The 21,233-nt window shown below is 69.5% G+C and carries 20 protein-coding genes; 9 read left to right on the plus strand and 11 right to left on the minus strand.

Annotated features, from left to right (window positions below; all coding sequences use genetic code 11):
* From ACYQ8K_RS17235 to ACYQ8K_RS17255, 5 genes are all read left to right on the plus strand, one after another.
* The coding region (locus ACYQ8K_RS17235; protein ID WP_459970801.1) for a hypothetical protein at nucleotides 1-1,087 on the plus strand (1,087 nt) is incomplete at its 5' end.
* 25 nt (nucleotides 1,088-1,112) lie between these two features.
* Nucleotides 1,113-1,766, plus strand: a complete 654-nt coding sequence (locus ACYQ8K_RS17240; protein ID WP_459970802.1) for a DUF4129 domain-containing protein — start codon at nucleotides 1,113-1,115, stop codon at nucleotides 1,764-1,766.
* Nucleotides 1,766-2,905 carry a DUF4350 domain-containing protein gene (locus ACYQ8K_RS17245; RefSeq protein WP_459970804.1) on the plus strand — a complete coding sequence of 380 codons (1,140 nt, stop codon included), beginning with the start codon at nucleotides 1,766-1,768 and terminating at the stop codon, nucleotides 2,903-2,905. Before ACYQ8K_RS17240 ends, ACYQ8K_RS17245 begins: the two co-directional genes overlap by 1 nt.
* Nucleotides 2,902-3,879 (plus strand): AAA family ATPase, encoded by a 978-nt coding sequence (locus ACYQ8K_RS17250; RefSeq protein ID WP_459970806.1) that lies wholly within the window; start codon nucleotides 2,902-2,904, stop codon nucleotides 3,877-3,879. The genes ACYQ8K_RS17245 and ACYQ8K_RS17250 overlap by 4 nt, the downstream gene beginning before the upstream one ends.
* Nucleotides 3,879-5,201: a DUF58 domain-containing protein gene (locus tag ACYQ8K_RS17255; RefSeq protein ID WP_459970808.1), complete on the plus strand. Its 1,323-nt coding sequence runs from the start codon at nucleotides 3,879-3,881 to the stop codon at nucleotides 5,199-5,201. The genes ACYQ8K_RS17250 and ACYQ8K_RS17255 overlap by 1 nt, the downstream gene beginning before the upstream one ends.
* Nucleotides 5,202-5,209: 8 nt before the next feature.
* On the opposite strand, the gene ACYQ8K_RS17260 is transcribed toward ACYQ8K_RS17255, so the two are convergent.
* Nucleotides 5,210-6,202: a stage II sporulation protein M gene (locus ACYQ8K_RS17260; RefSeq protein ID WP_459970810.1), complete on the minus strand. Its 993-nt coding sequence runs from the start codon at nucleotides 6,200-6,202 to the stop codon at nucleotides 5,210-5,212.
* A 77-nt stretch (nucleotides 6,203-6,279) separates the two neighbouring features.
* On the opposite strand from ACYQ8K_RS17260, the gene ACYQ8K_RS17265 reads away from it, so the two are divergent.
* Nucleotides 6,280-7,212 (plus strand): RDD family protein, encoded by a 933-nt coding sequence (locus ACYQ8K_RS17265; RefSeq protein WP_459970812.1) that lies wholly within the window; start codon nucleotides 6,280-6,282, stop codon nucleotides 7,210-7,212.
* Here the strand turns inward: ACYQ8K_RS17265 and ACYQ8K_RS17270 are convergent.
* Nucleotides 7,209-7,598, minus strand: a complete 390-nt coding sequence (locus ACYQ8K_RS17270; protein ID WP_459970813.1) for a hypothetical protein — start codon at nucleotides 7,596-7,598, stop codon at nucleotides 7,209-7,211. The two genes, ACYQ8K_RS17265 and ACYQ8K_RS17270, sit on opposite strands and share 4 nt — an antisense overlap.
* Nucleotides 7,599-7,791: 193 nt before the next feature.
* On the opposite strand from ACYQ8K_RS17270, the gene ACYQ8K_RS17275 reads away from it, so the two are divergent.
* Entirely contained in the window at nucleotides 7,792-8,496 is a 705-nt protein-coding gene (locus ACYQ8K_RS17275; RefSeq protein ID WP_459970815.1) for a PadR family transcriptional regulator, read from the plus strand.
* Between the two features lie 93 nt (nucleotides 8,497-8,589).
* On the opposite strand, the gene glpK is transcribed toward ACYQ8K_RS17275, so the two are convergent.
* The gene (gene glpK / locus ACYQ8K_RS17280) at nucleotides 8,590-10,116 is read right to left on the minus strand and encodes a glycerol kinase GlpK (RefSeq protein WP_459970817.1); all 1,527 of its coding nucleotides are present in this window, start codon (nucleotides 10,114-10,116) and stop codon (nucleotides 8,590-8,592) included.
* Between the two features lie 136 nt (nucleotides 10,117-10,252).
* On the opposite strand from glpK, the gene ACYQ8K_RS17285 reads away from it, so the two are divergent.
* Together ACYQ8K_RS17285 and ACYQ8K_RS17290 are read left to right on the plus strand one after the other, a co-directional pair.
* Nucleotides 10,253-11,725 carry a glutamate--cysteine ligase gene (locus ACYQ8K_RS17285; RefSeq protein WP_459970819.1) on the plus strand — a complete coding sequence of 491 codons (1,473 nt, stop codon included), beginning with the start codon at nucleotides 10,253-10,255 and terminating at the stop codon, nucleotides 11,723-11,725.
* A gap of 10 nt (nucleotides 11,726-11,735) precedes the next feature.
* The gene (locus ACYQ8K_RS17290) at nucleotides 11,736-12,422 is read left to right on the plus strand and encodes a class I SAM-dependent methyltransferase (RefSeq protein WP_459970821.1); all 687 of its coding nucleotides are present in this window, start codon (nucleotides 11,736-11,738) and stop codon (nucleotides 12,420-12,422) included.
* Here ACYQ8K_RS17290 and egtE read toward each other — a convergent pair.
* The 8 genes from egtE to ACYQ8K_RS17330 all read right to left on the minus strand — a co-directional run bounded on the left by egtE (nucleotide 12,419) and on the right by ACYQ8K_RS17330 (nucleotide 20,917).
* Complete coding sequence (egtE, locus tag ACYQ8K_RS17295; RefSeq protein ID WP_459970901.1) at nucleotides 12,419-13,525, minus strand: ergothioneine biosynthesis PLP-dependent enzyme EgtE; 1,107 nt, start codon at nucleotides 13,523-13,525, stop codon at nucleotides 12,419-12,421. The two genes, ACYQ8K_RS17290 and egtE, sit on opposite strands and share 4 nt — an antisense overlap.
* 47 nt (nucleotides 13,526-13,572) lie before the next feature.
* The gene (gene egtD / locus ACYQ8K_RS17300; RefSeq protein ID WP_459970823.1) at nucleotides 13,573-14,538 is read right to left on the minus strand and encodes an L-histidine N(alpha)-methyltransferase; all 966 of its coding nucleotides are present in this window, start codon (nucleotides 14,536-14,538) and stop codon (nucleotides 13,573-13,575) included.
* Nucleotides 14,538-15,236, minus strand: coding sequence for an ergothioneine biosynthesis protein EgtC (gene egtC, locus ACYQ8K_RS17305; protein ID WP_459970825.1), 699 nt, complete (start codon nucleotides 15,234-15,236; stop codon nucleotides 14,538-14,540). The genes egtD and egtC overlap by 1 nt, the downstream gene beginning before the upstream one ends.
* Entirely contained in the window at nucleotides 15,236-16,552 is a 1,317-nt protein-coding gene (egtB, locus tag ACYQ8K_RS17310; protein WP_459970903.1) for an ergothioneine biosynthesis protein EgtB, read from the minus strand. The genes egtC and egtB overlap by 1 nt, the downstream gene beginning before the upstream one ends.
* A 44-nt stretch (nucleotides 16,553-16,596) precedes the next feature.
* Nucleotides 16,597-17,910, minus strand: coding sequence for an ergothioneine biosynthesis glutamate--cysteine ligase EgtA (gene egtA / locus ACYQ8K_RS17315; RefSeq protein WP_459970827.1), 1,314 nt, complete (start codon nucleotides 17,908-17,910; stop codon nucleotides 16,597-16,599).
* Between the two features lie 180 nt (nucleotides 17,911-18,090).
* Nucleotides 18,091-18,762, minus strand: coding sequence for a sensor domain-containing protein (locus ACYQ8K_RS17320; protein ID WP_459970829.1), 672 nt, complete (start codon nucleotides 18,760-18,762; stop codon nucleotides 18,091-18,093).
* A 32-nt stretch (nucleotides 18,763-18,794) separates the two neighbouring features.
* Complete coding sequence (locus ACYQ8K_RS17325) at nucleotides 18,795-20,243, minus strand: catalase (protein ID WP_459970831.1); 1,449 nt, start codon at nucleotides 20,241-20,243, stop codon at nucleotides 18,795-18,797.
* 239 nt (nucleotides 20,244-20,482) lie between these two features.
* A complete protein-coding gene (locus tag ACYQ8K_RS17330; RefSeq protein ID WP_459970905.1) occupies nucleotides 20,483-20,917 on the minus strand; it encodes a hypothetical protein in 435 nt (144 codons plus the stop codon).
* Between the last annotated feature and the right edge of the window lie 316 nt (nucleotides 20,918-21,233).

Consider the following 21,233-nt stretch of genomic DNA (forward strand, 5'->3'; position numbering starts at 1 on the left):
GCCCGGATACGGGCCCCCGCCGGGCTACGGGCCACCCCCCGGCTATGGGCCCGGATCCGGATACGGGCCCGCGCCGGGCTACGGATCGCCCGCGCCCTTCGGCACACCGCCGGGCTACGGGGCCGTCAAACCCGGGATCATCCCGCTGCGGCCGCTGACCCTCGGCGACATCTTCAACGGCGCGGTCGGCTACGTCCGAGCGAACCCGAAAGCGACGTTGGGCCTGACCGCCATCGTCGTGGTGATCATGCAGATCGTCACCAAGGTCGCCTTCTTCGGGCCGCTGGCCGCGGCCGACCGGCTCGCCAGGGATCAGCCCGGTCAACTCAGCTCCGGGGTCCTGGGGGCCTGGTCGGTGTCGGTGGGCGGCGGCATCCTGGTCGGCTGGCTGGGCGGCATGCTGCTGTCCGGCATGCTCACCGTCATCGTCGGGCGGGCCGTGTTCGGGTCACCGATCACCATCGGCGAAACCTGGGCCAAGATCCGCGGGCGACTGCTCGCCCTGCTCGGCCTGGCCCTGCTGGAAGCAGTCGTGGTCGCGGCCCTTGCCGGGTTGGTCGCGGTGATCATCGGGGTGCTGGCGGCGATCGGCAGCGCCGCGGCGGCCGTGGTGCTGGGCATTCCGCTGGTGCTGGTCGTCCTCGCGCTGCTGGTGTTCCTCTACACGGTGGTGCTGTTCGCCCCGGTGCTGATCGTACTGGAGCGGCTGCCGGTCATGGATGCGATCGCCCGGTCGTTCAAGCTGGTGCGCAACGGCTTTTGGCGGGTGCTGGGTATCCGGGTGCTCGCGTTCCTGGTGACGTCGGTTGTCGCCAACGCCGTCGCGGTGCCGTTCAGCCTCGTCGGCCAGTTTTTCCAGATCACCTCATCCGGCACGGCGTTCCTGGTCAGCACGGCGGTCCTCTCGGTGGGGGCGGCCATCGGCGAGATCATCACCGCGCCGTTCAACGCGGGGGTCATCGTGCTGCTGTACACCGATCGCCGGATGCGCGCCGAGGCCTTCGACCTGGTGCTGCAGAGCGGCGCCGCCCACGGGCCGTATGCGGCCGCGTCCACCGACAACCTCTGGCTGACGCGGCCCCTGTGAGGGCCGAGCGAGGACTGGCTCAAGCATGCCTTCGATTGACATCGACCGCGATGCCGCACATCGCGCCGCGCAGGACGAGCTCAACAAACCGATCTATTCCAAGGGCTCCGCGCGAGAACACTTCGTCGACTGGGTCAACGACCTGATCTACCGTCTGCTGCAGAAGACCTCCTCGGTGCCGGGCGGATGGCTCACCGCCACGGTGCTTTTCATCCTGTTGGTCATCGCGGCGATCGTCGGCATCTACATTCTGCGGCGCACCATGCGCACCCGCCGCAGCGGCGACTACTCGTTGTTCGAAGCCACCCAACTGACCGCAGCGCAGCATCGCGCGACCGCGGAAAACTGTGCGGCCCAGGGTGATTGGGCCGCCGCGATTCGTCACCGGCTGCGCGCCGTCGCCCGCCAGCTCGAAGAGACCGGGGTGCTGACGCCGGCACCCGGCCGCACCGCCAACGAGCTCGCCCGCGACGCGGGTGCCGCGTTGCCCCACCTGTCCGACGAATTGACGGGGGCGGCAACGGCTTTCAACGACGTCACGTACGGCGAACAACCCGGGACCCAGGACGCCTACCGGATGATCACCGGCCTGGACGACCACCTGCGGTCCCGATGGCAGGGCGGTCCGCTCGAGCCCGGCCGTCCCGCCGCACACGAGTCATGGGCACAGGTGCGGTGATGGCGACGATCACCGATGCCGGCCCCGAGACCACGCCGCGCCGGCGGCGCACCTGGCGCTGGGTGCTCATCACCCTGCTGGTGCTCGCCGTCATCGCCGCCGTCGACGCGATTTTCAGCGCACCGCGACCCGGGGCCCGGATGGACCCCGCGGCGACCAGCTCCGACGGCGCCCACGCGCTGGTGGAGTTGCTGCGCGGCGCCGGAGTCGACGTCGTGGTGGCCAACAACATCGCCGACGTCGAACACGCCGCCCGCCCTGACGCGCTGATCCTGGTGGCCCAGAGCCAATACCTCACCGACACGCTGCTGGACCGGCTGGGCAATGTGCATTCGGACCTGCTGCTGGTGGAACCGACCACCCGCACCCGCGAGGCGCTGCTGCCCGGCGTGCGGGTCTCCGGCGCCAACGGGTTTGACCTCGACCCGAATTGCACTCTGCGCGAAGCCGTTCGCGCCGGGCCCGTCCGATTCGGGGCCACCAACACCTACGAGCCCAAAGACGGTCGCGTGCTGACCCGCTGCTATGACGGCGCGCTGATCCGCTTCCGCGACGACGGACGCGTCATCACAGCCGTCGGCAATACCGACTTCATGACCAACGGCAGCCTGCTGCAGGCGGGCAACGCCGCGCTGGCGATGAACCTCGCGGGCGACCGGCCCCGGCTCATCTGGTACGCGCCGCACCACGTCGAGGGTGAATCCTCCTCCAACGCAACGCTATTCCAGCTGATTCCGCCCAATGTATTCTGGATCATCGGGCAACTGGCGCTGGTGGTGCTGCTCGTCGCCGTGTGGAAGGGCCGCCGGCCCGGACCGCTGGTGGCCGAGGAGTTGCCCGTGGTGGTGCGCGCGTCGGAGACGGTCGAGGGTCGGGGCCGGCTGTACCGGTCCCGACGGGCCCGCGATCGCGCGGCCGCGGCTTTGCGCGCCGCGACGGTGGCGCGGCTGCTGCCGCGGCTCGGGCTGGGTGCGGGCGCGTCGCCGGCGGCGGTGGTGACCACCGCGGCCCAGCGCACCGGATCGGATCCGGCGTTCGTCTCCTACCATCTGTTCGGTCCGCCCCCGACGACCGACAACGACCTGTTACAACTTGCCCGTGCGCTCGACGAAATCGAAAGGCAGGTCGCACACCCGTGACACAACCCACTACCGCTCAGTCCCCCACCGCTGAATCGGCGCGCGAGGCGCTGCTGGCGTTGCGCGGCGAGCTCGCCAAGGCCGTCGTCGGGCAGGAGGGCGTGGTCAGCGGCCTGGTGATCGCGCTGCTGTGCCACGGCCACGTGCTGCTGGAAGGTGTTCCGGGAGTGGCGAAGACGCTGCTGGTCCGGGCCCTGTCGGCGGCGCTGCAGCTGGAATTCAAGCGGGTGCAGTTCACCCCCGACCTGATGCCCGGCGACGTAACGGGTTCGCTGGTGTACGACGCGCGCACCGCCGCGTTCGTGTTCCGGCCCGGCCCGGTGTTCACCAACCTGCTGCTGGCGGACGAGATCAACCGGACCCCGCCCAAGACCCAGGCCGCGCTGCTCGAGGCGATGGAAGAGCGCCAGGTCAGCATTGACGGCGAGCCGCAGCCGCTGCCCGACCCGTTCATCGTGGCCGCCACCCAGAACCCGGTCGAGTACGAGGGCACCTACCAGCTGCCCGAGGCCCAGCTGGACCGCTTCCTGCTCAAACTGAACGTGACGCTGCCGCCGCGCGACGCCGAGATCGCCATCCTGCACCGGCACGCGCACGGCTTCGACCCGCGCAATCTGTCGGCGATCAAGCCGGTGGCCGGGCCCTCCGACCTCGCGGCCGGCCGCGACGCCGTGCAGAACGTGCTGGTTGCCGATGAGGTGCTGGGCTACATCGTCGACATCGTCGGGGCCACCCGGTCCTCCCCCGCGTTGCAACTGGGCGTGTCACCGCGCGGGGCGACCGCCCTGCTGGCCACGGCGCGCTCCTGGTCATGGCTGTCCGGCCGCAACTACGTCACGCCCGACGACGTGAAGGCCATGGCCCGCCCGACGCTGCGGCACCGGGTGATGCTGCGGCCCGAGGCCGAACTCGAGGGCGCCACGCCCGACGGCGTGCTCGACGGGATTCTGGCCTCGGTTCCGGTGCCCCGCTAGTGGTCCTGACCGGACGCACCGGGCTGGTCGCACTGCTCTGCGTCCTGCCTATCGCGCTGTCACCTTGGCCCGCAACCACTTTCGCGGTCCTGTTGATAGCGCTGACAATCGCGGTCGCCGTCGACACCGCCTTGGCGGCCAGCACGAAGAATCTGCGCTACGTGCGTTCCGCGGATCGCTCGGCGCGGCTCGGGCAGCAGGTGGAGTGCGGGCTGTCGATCCACAACGACGGCACGCGCCGGTTCCGCGGCCAGATCCGCGACGCCTGGCCGCCCAGCGCCCAGGCGCGGCCGCGCCTGCATCCCATCGACCTCCCCGCCGGCCAAGACCAGTACCTCCAGACCCAGCTGCAGCCCGTTCGCCGCGGCGACCAGCGGGCGACGGTGGTGACGGCGCGATCGATCGGCCCGCTCGGGCTGGCGGGACGGCAGCGTTCGCGACCGGTGCCCGGACAGTTGCGCGTGCTGCCCCCGTTCCTGGCCCGCAAGCACCTGCCGTCGCGGCTCGCCAAGCTGCGCGAGATCGACGGCCTGCTGCCCACGCTGGTTCGCGGGCAGGGCACCGAATTCGACTCGCTGCGAGAATATGTCGTCGGCGACGACGTGCGCTCGATCGACTGGCGCGCCACCGCGCGTCGCGCCGACGTGGTGGTGCGCACCTGGCGCCCCGAACGCGACCGGCGGGTGGTGATCGTGCTCGACACGGGCCGCACGGCGGCGGGCCGGGTCGGTGTCGACCCGACCGCGTCCGATCCCGCGGGCTGGCCGCGGCTGGACTGGTCGATGGACGCCGCGCTGCTGCTGGCGGCCCTGGCCTCGCGCGCCGGCGACCATGTCGACTTCCTCGCCCACGACCGGGTGAGCCGGGCCGGGGTGTTCGGCGCCTCGCGCACCGAACTGCTCGCCCAGTTGGTCGACGCGATGGCGCCCCTGCAGCCCACCCTCGTTGAATCGAATTGGCGGGCAATGGCGTCCGCCATCGCGCTGCGCGCCCGCCGGCGGTCCCTGGTGGTGCTGCTGACCGACCTCAACGCGGCCGCGCTCGACGAGGGCCTGCTGCCCGTGCTGCCACAGCTGTCGGCCAAGCATCACCTGCTGCTGGCCGCGGTATCCGACCCGCGCGTCGACCACATGGCCGCGGGGCGTTCGGATGCCGCGGCGGTGTACGACGCGGCCGCCGCCGAACGGTCCCGCAACGACCGCGGCGTGATCGCCACCCGCCTGCGCCGCAGCGGGGTGGAAGTCGTCGACGCCCCGCCCACCGAGCTCGCGCCCGCCCTCGCCGATCACTACCTGGCGATGAAGGCGACCGGGCGCCTGTAGCCCGCCGCTCAGCGAGTCGGGACGAAGTCGGGCGCCTCGGCCATGTCACCGCTCTCGCCGGCCTGCACGCCGCGGCGGCCGAAGTAGACGATGTAGGACAAGAACGCCACCTCGGCGATGACGCCGATGCCGACCCGCACGAACGTCGGCAACGGCGACGGCGTCACCAGCGCTTCGATCAAACCCGAGACCAGCAGCACCGCAACCAGACCCACGGCGACCGAGACGACGGCGCGGCCCTGTTCGGCGAGCACCTGGCCCCGCGGCCGGTCTCCGGGTGAGATCACCGACCAGCCCAGCCGCATTCCCGTTGCGCCGGAGAGGAATACCGCCGTGAGCTCCAGCAGACCGTGCGGTACAAGCAAACCCAGCAGCAGGGCGCCCTTGCCGGCCGGGAACATCAGCCCGGCGATGACACCCAGGTTGGCGGCATTCTGAAACAGCACAAAGGGAATCGGCACGCCCAGCACCACGGACATCGCGATGCATTGCGCGGAGACCCAGGAGTTGTTCACCCAGATCTGCAGCGCGAACGCCGCGGCGGGATGTTCGCTGTAGTACGACTCCACGTCATGGTTGATCAATTGCTGGATGTCGCTGGGTGTTCCGAGCGAGGACTGCACGTCCGGGTTGCCGGCGACCCAGAGCGCGACGATCACGACCACGGCGAAGAACGCCGCCGCGGTGGCCAGCCACCACCGCCAGGTGCGGTAGGCCACGACCGGGAACGACACCGTCCAGAACCGGGTGAACGCACTGCTCAGTGGCGCGTGGGCACCGGTCACCGCCGAACGGGCCCGCGCGACCAGGCTCGAGAGCCGGCCGATCAGCACGGAATCCGACGACGCCGAGCGCAACATCGACAGGTGGGTGGAGACCCGCTGGTAAAGCTCGACGAGCTCGTCGATTTCCACGCCGGACAGCGACCGGCGCCGCCCGACCAGCCGGTCGAGGCGGTCCCAGGTGGGGCGATGGGCCAGCACGAATGCGTCGACATCCACCCTCGGCAGCCTAATCGCACCGCCGCCGTGACAAAGTGCGGCCGGCCACACGCACCCAGCCTGTACCGTTCGGTGTTATGTCGGAGGTGGTGACCGGGGACGCTGTGGTGCTCGATGTGCAGATCGCCCAGCTGCCGGTGCGGACGTTGAGCGCGCTGATCGATATCGTGGTCATGGTCATCGGCTACCTCCTCGGCCTGATGTTGTGGGCCGCCACCCTGACGCAATTCGATACCGCGCTGACCAACGCGATCCTGCTGATATTTACCGTGCTGGTAATTGTGGGCTATCCGTTGGTGCTCGAGACGGCTACGCGGGGACGCTCGGTCGGCAAGATCGCGATGGGCCTGCGCGTGGTGTCCGACGACGGCGGCCCAGAACGCTTCCGCCAGGCGCTGTTTCGGGCGCTGGCGGCGCTGGTGGAGATCTGGATGCTGTTCGGAAGCCCGGCCGTCATCTGCAGCATCGTGTCTCCGAAGGCCAAACGGATCGGCGACATCTTCGCCGGGACGGTGGTGGTCAACGAACGCGGACCCCGGCTCGGGCCCCCGCCCATGATGCCGCCCTCCCTGGCGTGGTGGGCATCGTCGCTGCAGCTGTCGGGCCTGTCAGCCGGTCAGGCCGAGGTGGCACGCCAATTCCTTTCCAGGGCAACGCAACTCGACCGTCAGCTGCGCCTGCAGATGGGATACCGGATCGCCGGTGACGTGGTGGCCCGCATCGCGCCGCCACCGCCGCCGGGCGCCCCGCCGGAGCTCGTGCTCGCGGCCGTCCTCGCCGAGCGGCACCGCCGCGAACTGGCGCGGCTGCGCCCTGTCATGCCCGCGCCCGGACCGATGGGCCCGGCGCCGTGGCCGCCGCCAGGGGGTGCGTACCAGGGCGCGCCGGGCTGGCCGAGCCAGCCACCGGGTGCGGTGCCGCCACCATCCGTCGGATGGCCGGGCCCGCGTTCGGGTGGTCCCGGTGCGGGCGAGCCGGGTACGCCGGACGGTTTCTCAGTCCCGCGCTAGCCGGCCACACTAACCGCCATGAGGGCGACGTCGATGACCAGTAGCGCCCAGCCGCACAGCGGAACCGCGATGCCGCCGCGCCGTTTGGCGGTGAAAAACGAGATGATGATGACGACCACGGCGACCGCCGGCGCACCGTAGAACGCGACGCCGAAATCGATCCCGCCGTGGCCGAGGTTGGGACAGCTGCGGTCGCTGCAGCCGTCGGTGCTCATCACGGCACCGAGCGCGAAGAGCATCACGATCGCCGCGGCGGGCACCGTGGCCAGCGCCAGCCCCCAGTTGATCCACGTCCAGCTGTTACGACGCCGGGCACCGTCGGGTCGACCGAAAGCGGCCGCGCCGGCGCTGCCGCTATCGACCTTCAGGTTGTTGTCAGCGTTCATCTCACTATTTCCTACCCGGGGTTCGGCGCTGGCAAACCGCGCAGCGACGCACGACCCTCGACCGATTCTCCCAGCTCAGCGGCAGTTCGACGAATTTTTTCAACATATCCCGTTGCATCGCGTTAGTTTCCGATATATCGTGATGTTTCGAAGCGCACGACCGGTGCGCGATCCACAAACGTAAGGACAGAAAATGAGCAACCCATTCACTCCCCCCGAAGGACCATTCGCCGGCCGGCCCGGTTTCGGATTCGGCTTCGGCTCCGGCCCGGTCGACCGGCGCGCCCTGCACGAGGCACGGCGTCAGGCCCGACGGGACTTCCGCGAGCATCTGCGCGATCACGCCGGTGGCCACGACGGCCCGCTCGGCTTCGGCCCTGGTTTCGGCCCTGGTTTCGGCCCGGGCTTCGGCTTCGGCCCCGGTGGCCGGCGCGGCGGATGGCGCCGCGGCGGCCCGGGTCGCGGCAAGCGCGGCGACGTGCGAGCGGCCATCCTGACGCTGCTGGCCGAGCAGCCGATGCACGGCTACGAAATGATCCACCAGATCGCCGAGCGCAGCAACGGACTGTGGAAGCCGAGCCCCGGTTCGGTGTACCCGACGCTCCAGCTGCTCGACGACGAAGGCCTGATCACCGCGACCGAAACCGAAGGCAGCAAGAAGCGTTTCGAGCTGACCGAACAGGGCCGCGCGGCGGCCGAGAAGATCGAGACCCCACCGTGGGACGAGATCACCGAAGGCGCCGATCCGGGTCACATGAATCTGCGGGCGGCCGTCGGCCAATTGTTCGGCGCGGTCGGGCAGTCAGCCCACACCGCTTCGGCCGAGCAGCAGCAGCGCATCGTCGACATCCTCAACAATGCGCGGCGTGAGATCTACGGCATTCTCGGCGAAGACTGAGCGCCTCCGGCCGCGAGCGTGCGCAGAATGTCAGCCACCCGTGCGTGTCGCTGTACAGGCAACGCACGCTCGCGGCATGAAGGATCGGCGGTGTCACGTGACGTCGACCCAATCCAGGGTCCGCTGCACGGCTTTGCGCCAGCCCGCGTAACCCGCGTCGCGCTGCTCGTCGTTCCAGGCCGGCGCCCAGCGCCTGCCCTCCTGCCAATTGGCCCGCAGGTCGGCCGGATCGGCCCAAAACCCCACCGCCAGACCGGCCGCGTAGGCGGCGCCCAGCGCGGTCGTCTCGGCGACCACTGGGCGCACCACGTCCACACCCAGCACGTCGGCCTGGATCTGCATGCACAGGTCGTTACCGGTAATGCCGCCGTCGACCTTCAAAACCTCAAGGCGCACACCCGAATCCGCGGCCATCGCGTCCACCACATCGCGACTCTGATAGCAGATCGCCTCCAGCGTCGCGCGCGCCAGATGCGCGTTGGTGTTGAACCGGGACAGCCCGACGATCGCGCCGCGCGCATCGGATCGCCAGTAGGGCGCGAACAACCCGGAAAACGCCGGGACAAAATAGACTCCGCCGTTGTCGTCGACCTGGCGTGCCAGCGATTCGCTTTGCGCGGCACCGCTGATGATGCCCAGCTGATCGCGCAGCCACTGCACGGCCGCGCCGGTTACCGCGATCGAACCCTCTAGCGCGTAAACGGGTGTGGCGTCCCCGAACTGATAGCAGACGGTGGTCAGCAGCCCGTTGTCTGACCGCACGATCGTCTCACCGGTGTTGAGCAGCAAGAAGTTTCCGGTGCCGTAGGTGTTTTTGGCTTCCCCCTGGGCCAGACACACCTGACCCACCATCGCCGCGTGCTGGTCGCCGAGCATCCCGGTGATCGGTACCTCGCCACCCGCCGGGCCGGTCTCCGACGTGACACCGTAGGGCTGTGGCGACGACGACGGGCCGATTCGCGGCAACATGGCACGGGGGATGGAGAAGATCGACAACAGCTCGTCGTCCCAGTCCAGGGTCTCCAGGTTCATCAGCATGGTCCGGCTGGCGTTGGTCACGTCGGTGGCGTGCACGCCGCCGCGCGGCCCCCCGGTGAGGTTCCACAACACCCAGGTGTCGGCGGTGCCGAACAGGGCATCCCCGCTTTCGGCGGCCTCGCGCACCCCGTCGACGTTCTCCAGGATCCATTGCAGCTTGGCGCCGGAGAAGTAAGTGGCCGGGGGCAGGCCGGCCTTGCGCCGGATCACGTCGCCGTGACCGTCACGTTCGGCCGCCGACGCGATCCGGTCGGTGCGGGTGTCCTGCCAGACGATCGCGTTGTAATAGGGCCGCCCCGTCTTGCGGTTCCACACCAGAGTCGTCTCGCGCTGATTCGTAATACCCAGCGCGGCAATGTTATTCGTACTCAGGTTGGCCCGGTTCAGCACCGAGGTCAGCACCGAGGAGGTGCGCTCCCAGATCTCCACCGGGTCGTGTTCCACCCAGCCGGCCCGGGGCAGGATCTGCTCGTGCTCGAGTTGATGGCGTGCCACTTCGGCACCCTGGTGATCGAAGATCATGCAGCGGGTGCTGGTGGTCCCCTGGTCGATCGCGGCGACGAATTCGGCGAACTCGGCCAACTGGCTCTCCTCCACCCGTGAGCTCGGACACGTTTGCGGCAAAAGTCCATCATGGTCTACCCGCCGGACGGACGAGGCCACAACTGCGACTCGTGGGAGCTTGCGTTACCGGCGGTAACCCTGTTGCATCTGCGGTGTGGGCGAAGAGGTAAAGCGCACCACGTACGACAGCGCACATCGGCGGGAATACCGGCGCAAGATACAGCTGTGCCTGGACGCCTTCGAGACGATGCTGGCCGAGTCGTCCTTCGATTCCGAGCAGCCGCTCACCGGCATGGAGATCGAGTGCAACCTGGTCGACGCCGACTACCAGCCGGCGATGTCCAACCGCCACGTGCTGGACGCCATCGGCGATCCGGCGTACCAGGTCGAATTGGGCGCGTACAACATTGAATTCAACGTTCCGCCGCACGCGCTGCCCGGGCACACCGGGCTGGATCTCGAGGCCGAGGTGCGGGCCAGCCTGAACGAGGCCGAGAACAAGGCCGGCGCCGCCGGCGGCGCGCACATCGTCATGATCGGCATCCTGCCCACGCTGATGTCCGAACACCTGGACCACGGCTGGATGAGCGAATCGAAGCGATACGCCGCCCTCAACGAATCGATCTTCAGCTCCCGCGGCGAGGACATCCACATCAGCATCTCCGGACCGGAGCCGCTGAGCTGGCACACCGCGACGATCGCACCCGAATCCGCCTGCACCAGCATGCAATTGCATCTGCAGCTGGATCCGGAGACGTTCGCCGCCAACTGGAACGCGGCCCAGATCGTGGCCGGCCCACAGTTGGCGCTGGGCGCCAACTCGCCGTTCTTCTTCGGGCACCGGCTGTGGGCGGAAACCCGTATCGAGCTGTTCGCGCAGTCCACCGACACCAGATCCGACGAGCTGAAATCCCAAGGCGTGCGGCCGCGGGTGTGGTTCGGCGAACAGTGGATCAGCTCGGTCCTCGACCTGTACCAAGAGAACATCCGCTACTTCGAATTCCTGCTGCCCGAGGTGTCCGACGAAGACCCGGTCGCCGAGCTGGCCGCCGGGCGCATCCCGCAGCTGTCCGAGCTGCGGCTGCACAACGGCACCGTCTACCGGTGGAACCGCCCGGTGTACGCCGTGGTCGACGGACGCCCCCATCTGCGGCTGGAGAACCGGGTGTTACCGGCCGGGCCGACCGTGATCGACATGCTGGCGAATTCGGCCTTCTTCTACGGCATGCTGCGCAGCCTGGCCGAAGCGGACAGCCCGCTGTGGACCGCCATGGATTTCGGTGTGGCGGAAGCCAATTTCCTGGCGGCCGCGCTGGACGGCATCGACGCCCGGCTGCGCTGGCCCGGGCTGGGCGAGGTGACGGCACGCGAACTGGTCCTCGACACACTGCTGCCGATCGCCGACGAGGGATTGCAGCGCTGGGGTGTGGACGCCGAGGTCCGCGATCGGTTCCTCGGGGTCATCGAGGGCCGGGCACGGGCCGGTCGTAACGGCGCCAGCTGGCAGGTGTCCACCGTGCGGGCCCTGCAGGACGGCGGCATGAGCCGGCCGGCGGCGCTGGCCGAGATGCTGCACCGGTACTGCGAGTACATGCACGCCAACGCGCCGGTGCACACCTGGGAGTAGCTTGGCAACCATGCCCTCTGATGAAGTGATGGACTGGGACAGCGCATACCGCGAGCAGGGTCGTTTCGAGGGCCCCCCGCCATGGAACATCGGCGAGCCGCAGCCCGAACTGGCCGCGCTGATCGCGGCCGGCAAGTTCCGCAGCGACGTGCTGGACGCCGGCTGCGGTTTCGCCGAGCTGTCGTTGGCCCTGGCCGCCCAGGGCTACACCGTGGTCGGTGTCGACCTCACACCGACCGCCGTCGCGGCGGCCACCAAGTCCGCCCAAGAGCGCGGCCTGACCACGGCCACCTTCGTGCAGGCGGATATCACGTCATTCTCCGGCTACGACGAACGGTTCTCCACCGTCGTCGACAGCACGCTGTTTCACTCGCTGCCGGTCGAGGGGCGCGAGGACTACGTGCGCGCGGTACACCGCGCGGCGGCCCCGGGCGCCAACTACTTCGTGCTGGTCTTCGCCCAGGGCGCCTTCCCGGCGGAAATGGAACCCAAGCCCAACGAGGTCGACGAGGACGAGCTGCGCGCCGCGGTGAGCAAGTACTGGGAGGTCGACGAGATCCGGCCGGCCTTCATCCACGCGAACATCCCGCCGGTACTGCCCGCCGACGCGCCCTTCGAATTTCCACAGCACGACCGCGACGAGAAGGGCCGGATGAAGCTGCCCGCTTACCTGCTGACCGCGCACAAAGCCGGCTAGCCCGTCGCGGTCGCGGCGGTGGCGGCGATGAGCGCCTCGGCGAACGTCTCCAGGTCTTCGGCCGTGATGTCCACGTGCGGCGAGATCCGCAGCACGGGTCCCGTGAGTTCCAGCGGCGCCCGCTGCACGCCGGCGAATGTGGTCAGGATCCGCCGCTCGGCGAGCAACCAGCCGCGCACCGCCTGCGGGTCGGTACCGTCGTTCGGCGCCAAAGTGGTGATGGCACTGGGTTCTTCGACCTCTTCGACCACCGTCCAGCCGGCGACATCGGCCAGCACAGTGCGGCTCACGCTGCCCACCTCGGCCAGCCGCGACCACACCGCCTGCGGCCCGTACGCCAGATGCTCGCCCAGCGCCAGCGAAAACCCCACGCGCGCAGCGACATTGGCCTCACCGAACTCCAGCTGTTCGGCCACCGTCGGCGACCCGCCTTTGCGGACCCAGTCCGGGGCAGCCAGCCGTGGGTGCAGGGTTTGCAACAGCTCCCGCCGCACCGCCAGCATCCCGACACCGCGGGGACCGGCGATCCACTTGCGCGACGAGGAATAGGTCACGTCGGCACCCACCGCGCAGTCCACCTGCCCCAGGGCCTGGGCCGCATCCACGACGAGCGGCAGCCCCAACTCCCGGCAGAGTTGGGCGACCATCGAAACCGGTTGCACCACACCGCAATGGCTGGCCACCGCGGTCAGATGCACCAGGTCCGGGGGATCGGTCTGCAGGGCCAGCGCCGCGTCGTCCAGCGCGACCCGGCCGTCTTCCAGGGTCGGCAGCAGCTGCCGGTCGAATCCGTGCGCGGCCAGCATCGCCAGGTTGGGCCCGTATTCGCCGGGCAGGCAGGCCACCGTTCGGCGCTGCGCCGGCCAGCTGCCCAGCAGCAGATCCAGGGCGTTCAGCGAGCCGGTGGTGAAAACCACCTCGGCATCGGCCATTCCGGTCAACGCGGCGAACGCGACGCGCCCGGCGTCGAGCACCGGCGCGGCCGCCTCCGCCGCGACATAGCCGCCGAGCTCGGACTCGTTGCGGGCGTGCTGCGCGCCGGCCTCGATCACCGCCAGGCTCTGCCGCGAACAGGCGGCGTTGTCCAGGTGCAGACCGGCCATCGGCGGGCGGGCCGACAGCCACTGATCGGCCAGCGCGTTGGGGCCGGTCACTTCACGGCCAACGACAACCCGAAGTCGCCCGCCTCGTCGGTCCACCACCGGGTGCGCCGCAACCCCGCGGTGGCCAATTCGCCAGTCACCTTGTCGGAGTGGAACTTACACGACACCTCGGTGAGCATTTCCTCGCCGGCCTCGAAATCGACGGTCAGCTCGAGCGCACCGACCCGCACCCGCTGGCGCCGGTCGGAGCGCAGCCACATCTCGATGCGTTCTTCGGGCGCGTTCCACCGGGCCACGTGCCGGTAGGCGTCGACGTCGAAGTCGGCGTCGAGTTCCCGGTTCACCACCGCGAGCACATTGCGGTTGAACGCCGCCGTCACCCCGGCGGCGTCGTCATAGGCGCGCACCAGCCGCCCGGTGTCCTTGACCAGATCCGTGCCCAGCAGCAGGCTGTCGCCGGGCCGCAGCTGGGCGGACAGTGTGGCCAGGAATTCCGCCCGCGGGCCGGGCGTGAGGTTGCCGATCGTCGACCCCAGGAACACGAACAGCCGGCGCCCGCCGTCGGGGATCTCGGTCAGGTGCTCTTCGAAATCGCCGCAGACGGCCTTGATTTCGACGCCCTCGTACTCCCGCTGGATGGCCGCGGCGGCGGTCGACAGGATGCTGGCGTCGACGTCGAACGGGACGAACCTGCGCAGCGAACCGCGCGCGCGCAGGGCGTCGAGCAACAGCCGCGTCTTCTCCGATGTCCCGCTGCCCAGTTCCACCAGGGTGTCGGCCTCGCTGACCGACGCCACCTCGGCGGCCCGCGACCGCAGAATCTCGGCCTCGGCGCGCGTCGGGTAGTACTCCGGCAGTCGGGTGATCTGGTCGAACAGATCGCTGCCCACCGAATCGTAGAACCATTTGGGCGGCAATGCCTTTGGTGTCTTCTGCAGGCCGTCCAGGACGTCGCGGCGCAACGCGTGGTACGCCGAGTCGGCGGCCAGGTGGTTCGACAAGGACAGCGTCATCAAGATCCTCTCGACTGGTCCAGCGGCGTCATCGTGACACCGTTCGCGGTGACTTCGACAAGATGGCGCTCCGGCACGTCCTCCCAGTCGGCGTCGTTGTCGTAGGGTTCGCTGGCCAGGATCACACCATCCGGGCGCCGCAGGATGGACAGCGTGTCGCCCCAGGCCGTCGCCACCATGCGAGAGCCGTTGGCGGCCAATATGTTCAGCCGGGCTCTCGGATCGGCCGCGGCGACCTCTTCGATGGTCTCCCCCAGCGCGTCGAGGCCGCGCTCGAAGATCATGGCCGCCAGTATGGCGCTGTCGCAGACCGATTCGGCGTGCGCCGTCGTCGGCAACACGGAACGGTCGACGATTCCGTTGTGCGACAACAACCACTGCCCGTCGGTGAACGGCGCGCACGCGCTGGCTTCGATCGGCATGCCGACGGTGGCCGAGCGCACCGCGGCCACCACGCAGCGGCTGCGCAGCGCGGGCGCGATGGAGTCGAACGACACATCGCCCCACAACGGCGCCTGGCTGCGCCAGCGGCGCGGCACGTGACCGTCGAAAAACCCGACGCCCCAACCGTCGGCGTTGAGCAGGCAGTGCTTTTGCCGGCGCGGCGCATAGGACTGCACCCGCAGGCCGAACGGCGGGTCGAGCACCAGCGAGGAAACCGTGACGTCGGTCCCCAGCCAGCCCAGGTGCCGGCACATCAGGCGCGCCCCCCGGCGTCGGGGACATCCCACGCCAGCCGGACACCGGAGAAGATCTGGCGCCGGTAGGGATGATCCCAATTGCGGAAACTCGGGCGCATGATGCCCGGCTCCACCGCCCAGGAGCCGCCGCGCAACACCCGGTAATCGCCGTCGAAGAAGGGCTGCGAATACCGCTCGTAGAGCATCGGCGCGAACCCCGGCCAGGGCCGCAGCGGCGAGGTGGTCCACTCCCAGACCTCGCCGAGCATCTGCTCGGCCCCGCACGGCGAGGCGCCCGCCGGGTAGGCGCCGACGGGCGCCGGCCGCAGCGCCGCACCGCCCAGGTTGGCCAGCGCGCCATCCGGTGTGCGCTCGCCCCAGGGATACCGGCGCCGCGTGTTGGTGGCCGGATCCCAGGTGCAGGCCTTCTCCCATTCCATCTCGGTGGGCAGCCGGGCACCGGCCCAGGCCGCGTAGGCCTCGGCCTCGAAATAGCTGACATGCTGGACGGGTTCGTCGGCCGGGATGTCTTCGACGTGGCCGAATCGGGTGCGGGTCGCGCCGTCGGAGCTCCAGAACTGCGGCGCGGCCAGGCCCGCGGCCTGGCGGTGCTGCCAGCCGCGCTCCGACCACCAGCGCGGCTGGTCGTAGCCGCCGTCGTCGACGAACCCGCGCCATTCGCCGTTGGTGACCGGGACCCGGCCGATCCGGAACGCGGGCAGCTCGACGACGTGGGCCGGGCGCTCGTTGTCCAATGAATACGGTTCGTTGGCGGCGTCCACGCCGAGCACGAATTCGCCGCCGGGCACCAGCACCGACGTGCCGGCCAACCCCGCTCGCCCGGCCGGCAGCCTGGCGGCGTCCCGCAACAGCGGTGCGCCGCTGCGCAAATTGAAGGCCTGCAGCATGGTTTCGTCGTGCTGGTTTTCGTGGCTGACCACCATCGCGTACACGAACGCGGCCTCGTCGCCGGCCGGATCGTCGGGCAGCGCGTCGAGCGCGTCGAGCACGGCCGACCGCACGGTGCGGCAGTAGGCCCGCGCCTCAGCCGGCGACAGCAGCGGCAGATCGACGCGGCTGGCGCGGGAATGCACGAACGCGTCGTAGAGCCCTTCGACCGCCGGCGGCAGCATCCCGGGGCGCGCGGGATCACCCCCGCGCAACAGCCACAGCTCCTCCTGCTGACCGATGTGCGCCAGGTCCCACACCAGCGGGCTCATCAACGGGTCGTACTGCCGGCACAGTTCGGCGTCGTCGAACTCGACCAGACGCAACGTCCGCGTCCGCGTCCGCGCCAGGTCGTCGGCGATGCCCTCCCGGCACGGCGATCGCAAGCGCGGCGCAGCCGGGCGCAGCGGGTCGGAATAATCAGGAAACGTCACGACTCCCCTTGGGCCAGACGCGCCACCGCGGCCGCGAGGCCGTGCTCGACCACCCGGTCGGAGAAATCATCGCCGGGGCAGCGGCCCTGATCGACGAGGCCGACCAGCCGCTGGATCGAATCGCCGAGCTCGGCGGGCGCCTTCGCGGCGGCGATGGCCAGGCACGCGTTGGCCGCCGCGTAGAGGCGCCGGTCGCGCAGCCCCACCCGGGCCGCGGTGTCCCAGGCGGTGGCCACCGGTTCGACGGCCTCGGCGGCGACGTCGGCGGCGGCCGGGTCGTCGAGCAGGACCGCCAGGGTGAACGCGACGGCGGGCCACAACGCATCGGGCACGCTGTCCAGATAACGGATCTCCAGCCACTGCCTGGGCCGCACCGGCGGGAACAGCGTGGTCAGGTGGTATTCCAGGTCGGCGACGCTGGGGCGACGATCCCCGAGCAGGACGCGGCCGTCGACCCAGTCGGCAAAGGGCACCCAATGCGTGACGGCCTCGGCGTCGGGGTTGTGCACCAGCATCACCGGGGCCTTCAGCGCGTACCGCGCCCAGTCGGTGCCCGGGTCGTCACCGCTGGCGCCCAGGATGGGTCCGCACCGCGCCGAGTCCATCCGGCCCCACACCCGCTGCCGGCTCGACACCCAGCCGGTGAAGTCGCCGTCCAGCATCGGCGAGTTGGCGGTGATCGCGATCATGGTGGGCCCCAACGCATGTGCGAGGCGCACCCGCGCCGCCCAGCCGTCGCGCGGCCCGGCGTCCAGGTTGACCTGAATCGACGCGGTGGACGTCATCATCGCCGCGCCGGCCTCCCCGGAGTGGCTGCTCGCGAAGAACTGTTCCATGGCGCGATACCGGGCGCCGGGGTTGATGCGCTTGGGCGGGCGCAGCGGGTCGGCGCCGAGGAAGACCAGGCCCAGCCCGGCCGCAGCAAACGCCGGCTGGAGCACGGCCTGATCGCGGCGCATGGCCTCGATCGCGAGCAGCACGCCGTCGGCCGGCGGGCCGGACAGTTCGACGGCGCCGCCCGGTTCCACGGTGATCCTGCTGCCGCCCGGCAGCGGGGGCAGCGCGTCGAGCACGTTGGCGATCTCGCTCCAGCTCGGGCGGCGAAGCGGGTCGGCCGGATCGTGGCAATGGGCCTCCAACTCCAAGCCGACACGGCCCAGCGGGCCGTCCACCAGGCATCCCTCGGCGACGTATTGCGCGACGGCCGCGGAGTCGGCCAGCTCGGCGATGTTGAGTTCGGGGGCGGGGTCGGCACCGGCCGCGCGCGACTCCGACTGCGAAGCCGCGGCAGCGATCGGCGCGAACGTCATATCACGATCCCTTCGGGCCCGGGCAAGCCTGAACATGCGCCTGCGGACCGCTTCCCTGCGCAGCTAATCGAACGTTAATCGGCACCACTTCGTCTAGTGCTTCATCTATCAGATGCCCCCGACATATTCCCTTCTACGCACTCCCGGGTGCTTGGGACAGACGGTTACCCAATCGCTCGATTATTGACCCAACGCGTTCTGCATCGCCCCAGCCAGCACGTTCACCGCCGGTCCGGCGTTGCCGGATTGGCACACTTTCGCCTGCAGCAACACGTTTTCGCGCAGCCTGGTTTGATTGAAGCACCGGCGATCGGTGCCCGCCTCCTGCTTCGTCCAGTTCTCGTCGGCGGGGCCCGCCGGCCCGCCATCGAACGACCACACCTGCGTGCTGCCGTTGTCCAGGTGGAGCGCGGTCGTCTGTCCCGAACAGCCGCCCGTTCGATCCACCACCCGATGAAATGCCCGGCCGGCGGCGTCGCTGGTGGCGAACACCCCGACGGCCTGTTTGACCAGATGGGTCTGGTCGGTGGCCGACGTCTGGGTGAGGGCGCCGTTGAACGACGCCAGGTCGGGATCGTTGTACACCTCGGGCAAACCGATGTCGGCCCAGTTGTTGCAGTCCGGCAGGTCCACCCAGTCACCTTGCCCGGGCTGGGTGAACACCGACTCCCACCCCATGGGGCCGCCGACGATGTTGCCGACCGACCCCTTGCCCAGCACGGCGTAGTTCACCACGCCGGGCTCCGACGGGTGCGCGGCCGCGATCGGCGTTGCGGCCGTGCCCGCCAGCACCAAGCCGACGGCCAACGCGGCCGCGCGCAGCTGGGCAACCCGCGTAACCCGCATGGTCATGCAGCGATCATGCCAGGCGCACCGGCGCGCGGTCAGCCCCCGTTGCCCCGCACGCCTTCCTCGACCTTTTTGCCGAGATCGGGATCGACGTTGCGCCAGTACTCGAACACCCGCGACAGCACCGGCTCCTTAACACCTTGGGAGACGTGGCCAATGATGTTGTGCGCCAGGCGTTCCCTGGCTGCGTCGTCGAGCACCTCGCGGACCATGGTGCCGGCCTGCCCCCAGTCGTCGTCCTCGGCGTGCAGCGTGTACGCCGAGCGGACCATGTCCCCGTCGGCGTGCCAGCGGATCTCGGCGGCGCGCGCCGGGTCGGCGTGCGGCCCACCATAGGAATTGGGCGCATAGACAGGGTCGGAGACGTTATTCATCCGCATGGCGCCATCTTTGGAGTAGCTGTTCACTTCGACTTTGGGCGTGTTGACCGGGATCTGCCGGTAGTTGGTCCCCAGCCGGGCGCGATGGGCGTCGGAGTACGAGAAGCCGCGCGCCTGCAACATCTTGTCCGGGCTCAGGCCGGTGCCGGGCACGGTATTGTTCGGCTCGAAGGCCGCCTGCTCGATCTCGGCGTGGTAGTCGGTGACGTTGCGGTTCAGCGTCATCTTGCCGACGTCGATCAGGGGGTAGTCGCCGTGCGGCCACACTTTGGTCAGGTCGAACGGGTTGAACCGGTAGTTCTTGGCGTCCTCGTACGGCATGATCTGCATCTTCAGCGTCCAACTCGGGTGGTCCCCGCGTTCGATCGACTCGAACAGGTCGCGCTGGTGGTAGTCGCCGTCCTCGCCGGCCAACCGGTCGGCGTCCTCCTGGGTCAGGAACTCGATGCCCTGGTCGGTGATGAAGTGGTACTTCACCCAGAAGATCTCGCCGGCGACGTTGATCCAGCTGTAGGTGTGGCTGCTGTAGCCGTTCATGTTCCGCCAGGTCTTCGGGATCCCCCGGTCGCCCATCAGCCAGGTCACCTGGTGCGCCGATTCCGGGGACAGGCTCCAGAAGTCCCACTGCATGTTGTGGTCGCGCACATTGCTTGCCTGCAAGCGCTTCTGGGACCGGATGAAGTGCTGGAATTTCAGTGGGTCGCGCATGAAGAAGACCGGGGTGTTGTTGCCGACCAGGTCGAAATTGCCTTCGCTGGTATAGAACTTCAGCGCGAAGCCCCGCGGGTCGCGCCAGGTGTCTGGGCTGCCCCGCTCGCCGGCGACGGTGGAAAACCTGGCCAGCATCTCGGTTTTGGTGCCGGGCTGAAACACCGCCGCCCTGGTGTATTGGCTGACGTCCTGGGTGACTTCGAAATGACCGTATGCGCCACCGCCTTTGGCGTGCGGCTGGCGCTCCGGGATGCGCTCCCGATTGAACATTGCCATCTGTTCGATCAGGTAGTGGTCCTGCAACAGAATCGGGCCGTCTGGGCCGATCGTCAGCGACTGGTCGTCGCTCGGCGCAGCGATGCCGGCGTCATTGGTGGTGAAACGGTCCGTCATGTCGCTCTCCTCGTCACCGGGCTGAAGGCCGCGCTACCCGAGGTCGCACACCGTGGTACCGAATCGCTTGAGCATCAAGCATTCTCGGCACCGCGGTGAGCGCCCCGGACGTTCCGGCCTGCAATCGAGTATTCCCCTCATCTTGACCTGGTCAAGAAACGCGGACGACTTCCGACGTCCGCCCACTACGGGTCAATACCCATTCCGGGCACGATTTAAGGCGTGACGTAGGCGCGCAGTCAGGGGCGCGGCGCGGGTGGGGGTGCGCTGGGGCCGGGGCTGACTCCCGGCGGCTGCCCGGGGCCGCTGACCCCTGGGCCGGCAACCGGTCCCCCGGGACCGCCCGGGCCGCCGGGGGGCATCGGAACGATCAGCCCCGGACCGCCGGGTCCACTTCCCCATGGCCCGTTGTCGGGTCCGCCGGGGCCGCCGTACCACGGGCCGTATCCGCCGGGGGCGCCGTACTGCCCCGGTCCGTTACCCGGCCCGGGGCCTCCCCACGGTCCATTGCCCGGCCCGGGGCCGGCGGGGTGGAACATGCCGTGGTGATGGTGGCAGTGGTGTTGATGCATCCAGATGGATGCGCCGACGAAGAACACCGACGAGAGGATGAAGACGATGCCCGCGACGATGACCACCCAGGCGGCCGCCGTGTAGAGCCGCGGCGGCTGCACCCGCGGCGGGGCTGCCGCCGGTGGCGCGGTGACGGGTGCGGCGGGGGTCGGCTCTGTCTGTGGTTCGGGTGTCTCGGGTGTCTCGCTCATGCCTTGTCATATTGCCCCGCGCTTCCTGGTCCTAACAGGCCTGGACGACAAAAATGTTGTGAATCGAGATGCGGCGGTTAGACGTCGGTGACCGCAAAAGACGGGTGGCCCCGGGGGCGGCGGGGGGGGCCCGGGGCCGGGGGGGGAAAGGGGTTTTTTTTGGTGGGGGGGGGGTTTGGGGGGCCCGGGCCCCGGGGGGGGGGGGGGGGGTTGGGGCCCGGGGGGG

This window comes from Mycobacterium sp. MUNTM1, assembly GCF_054660795.1.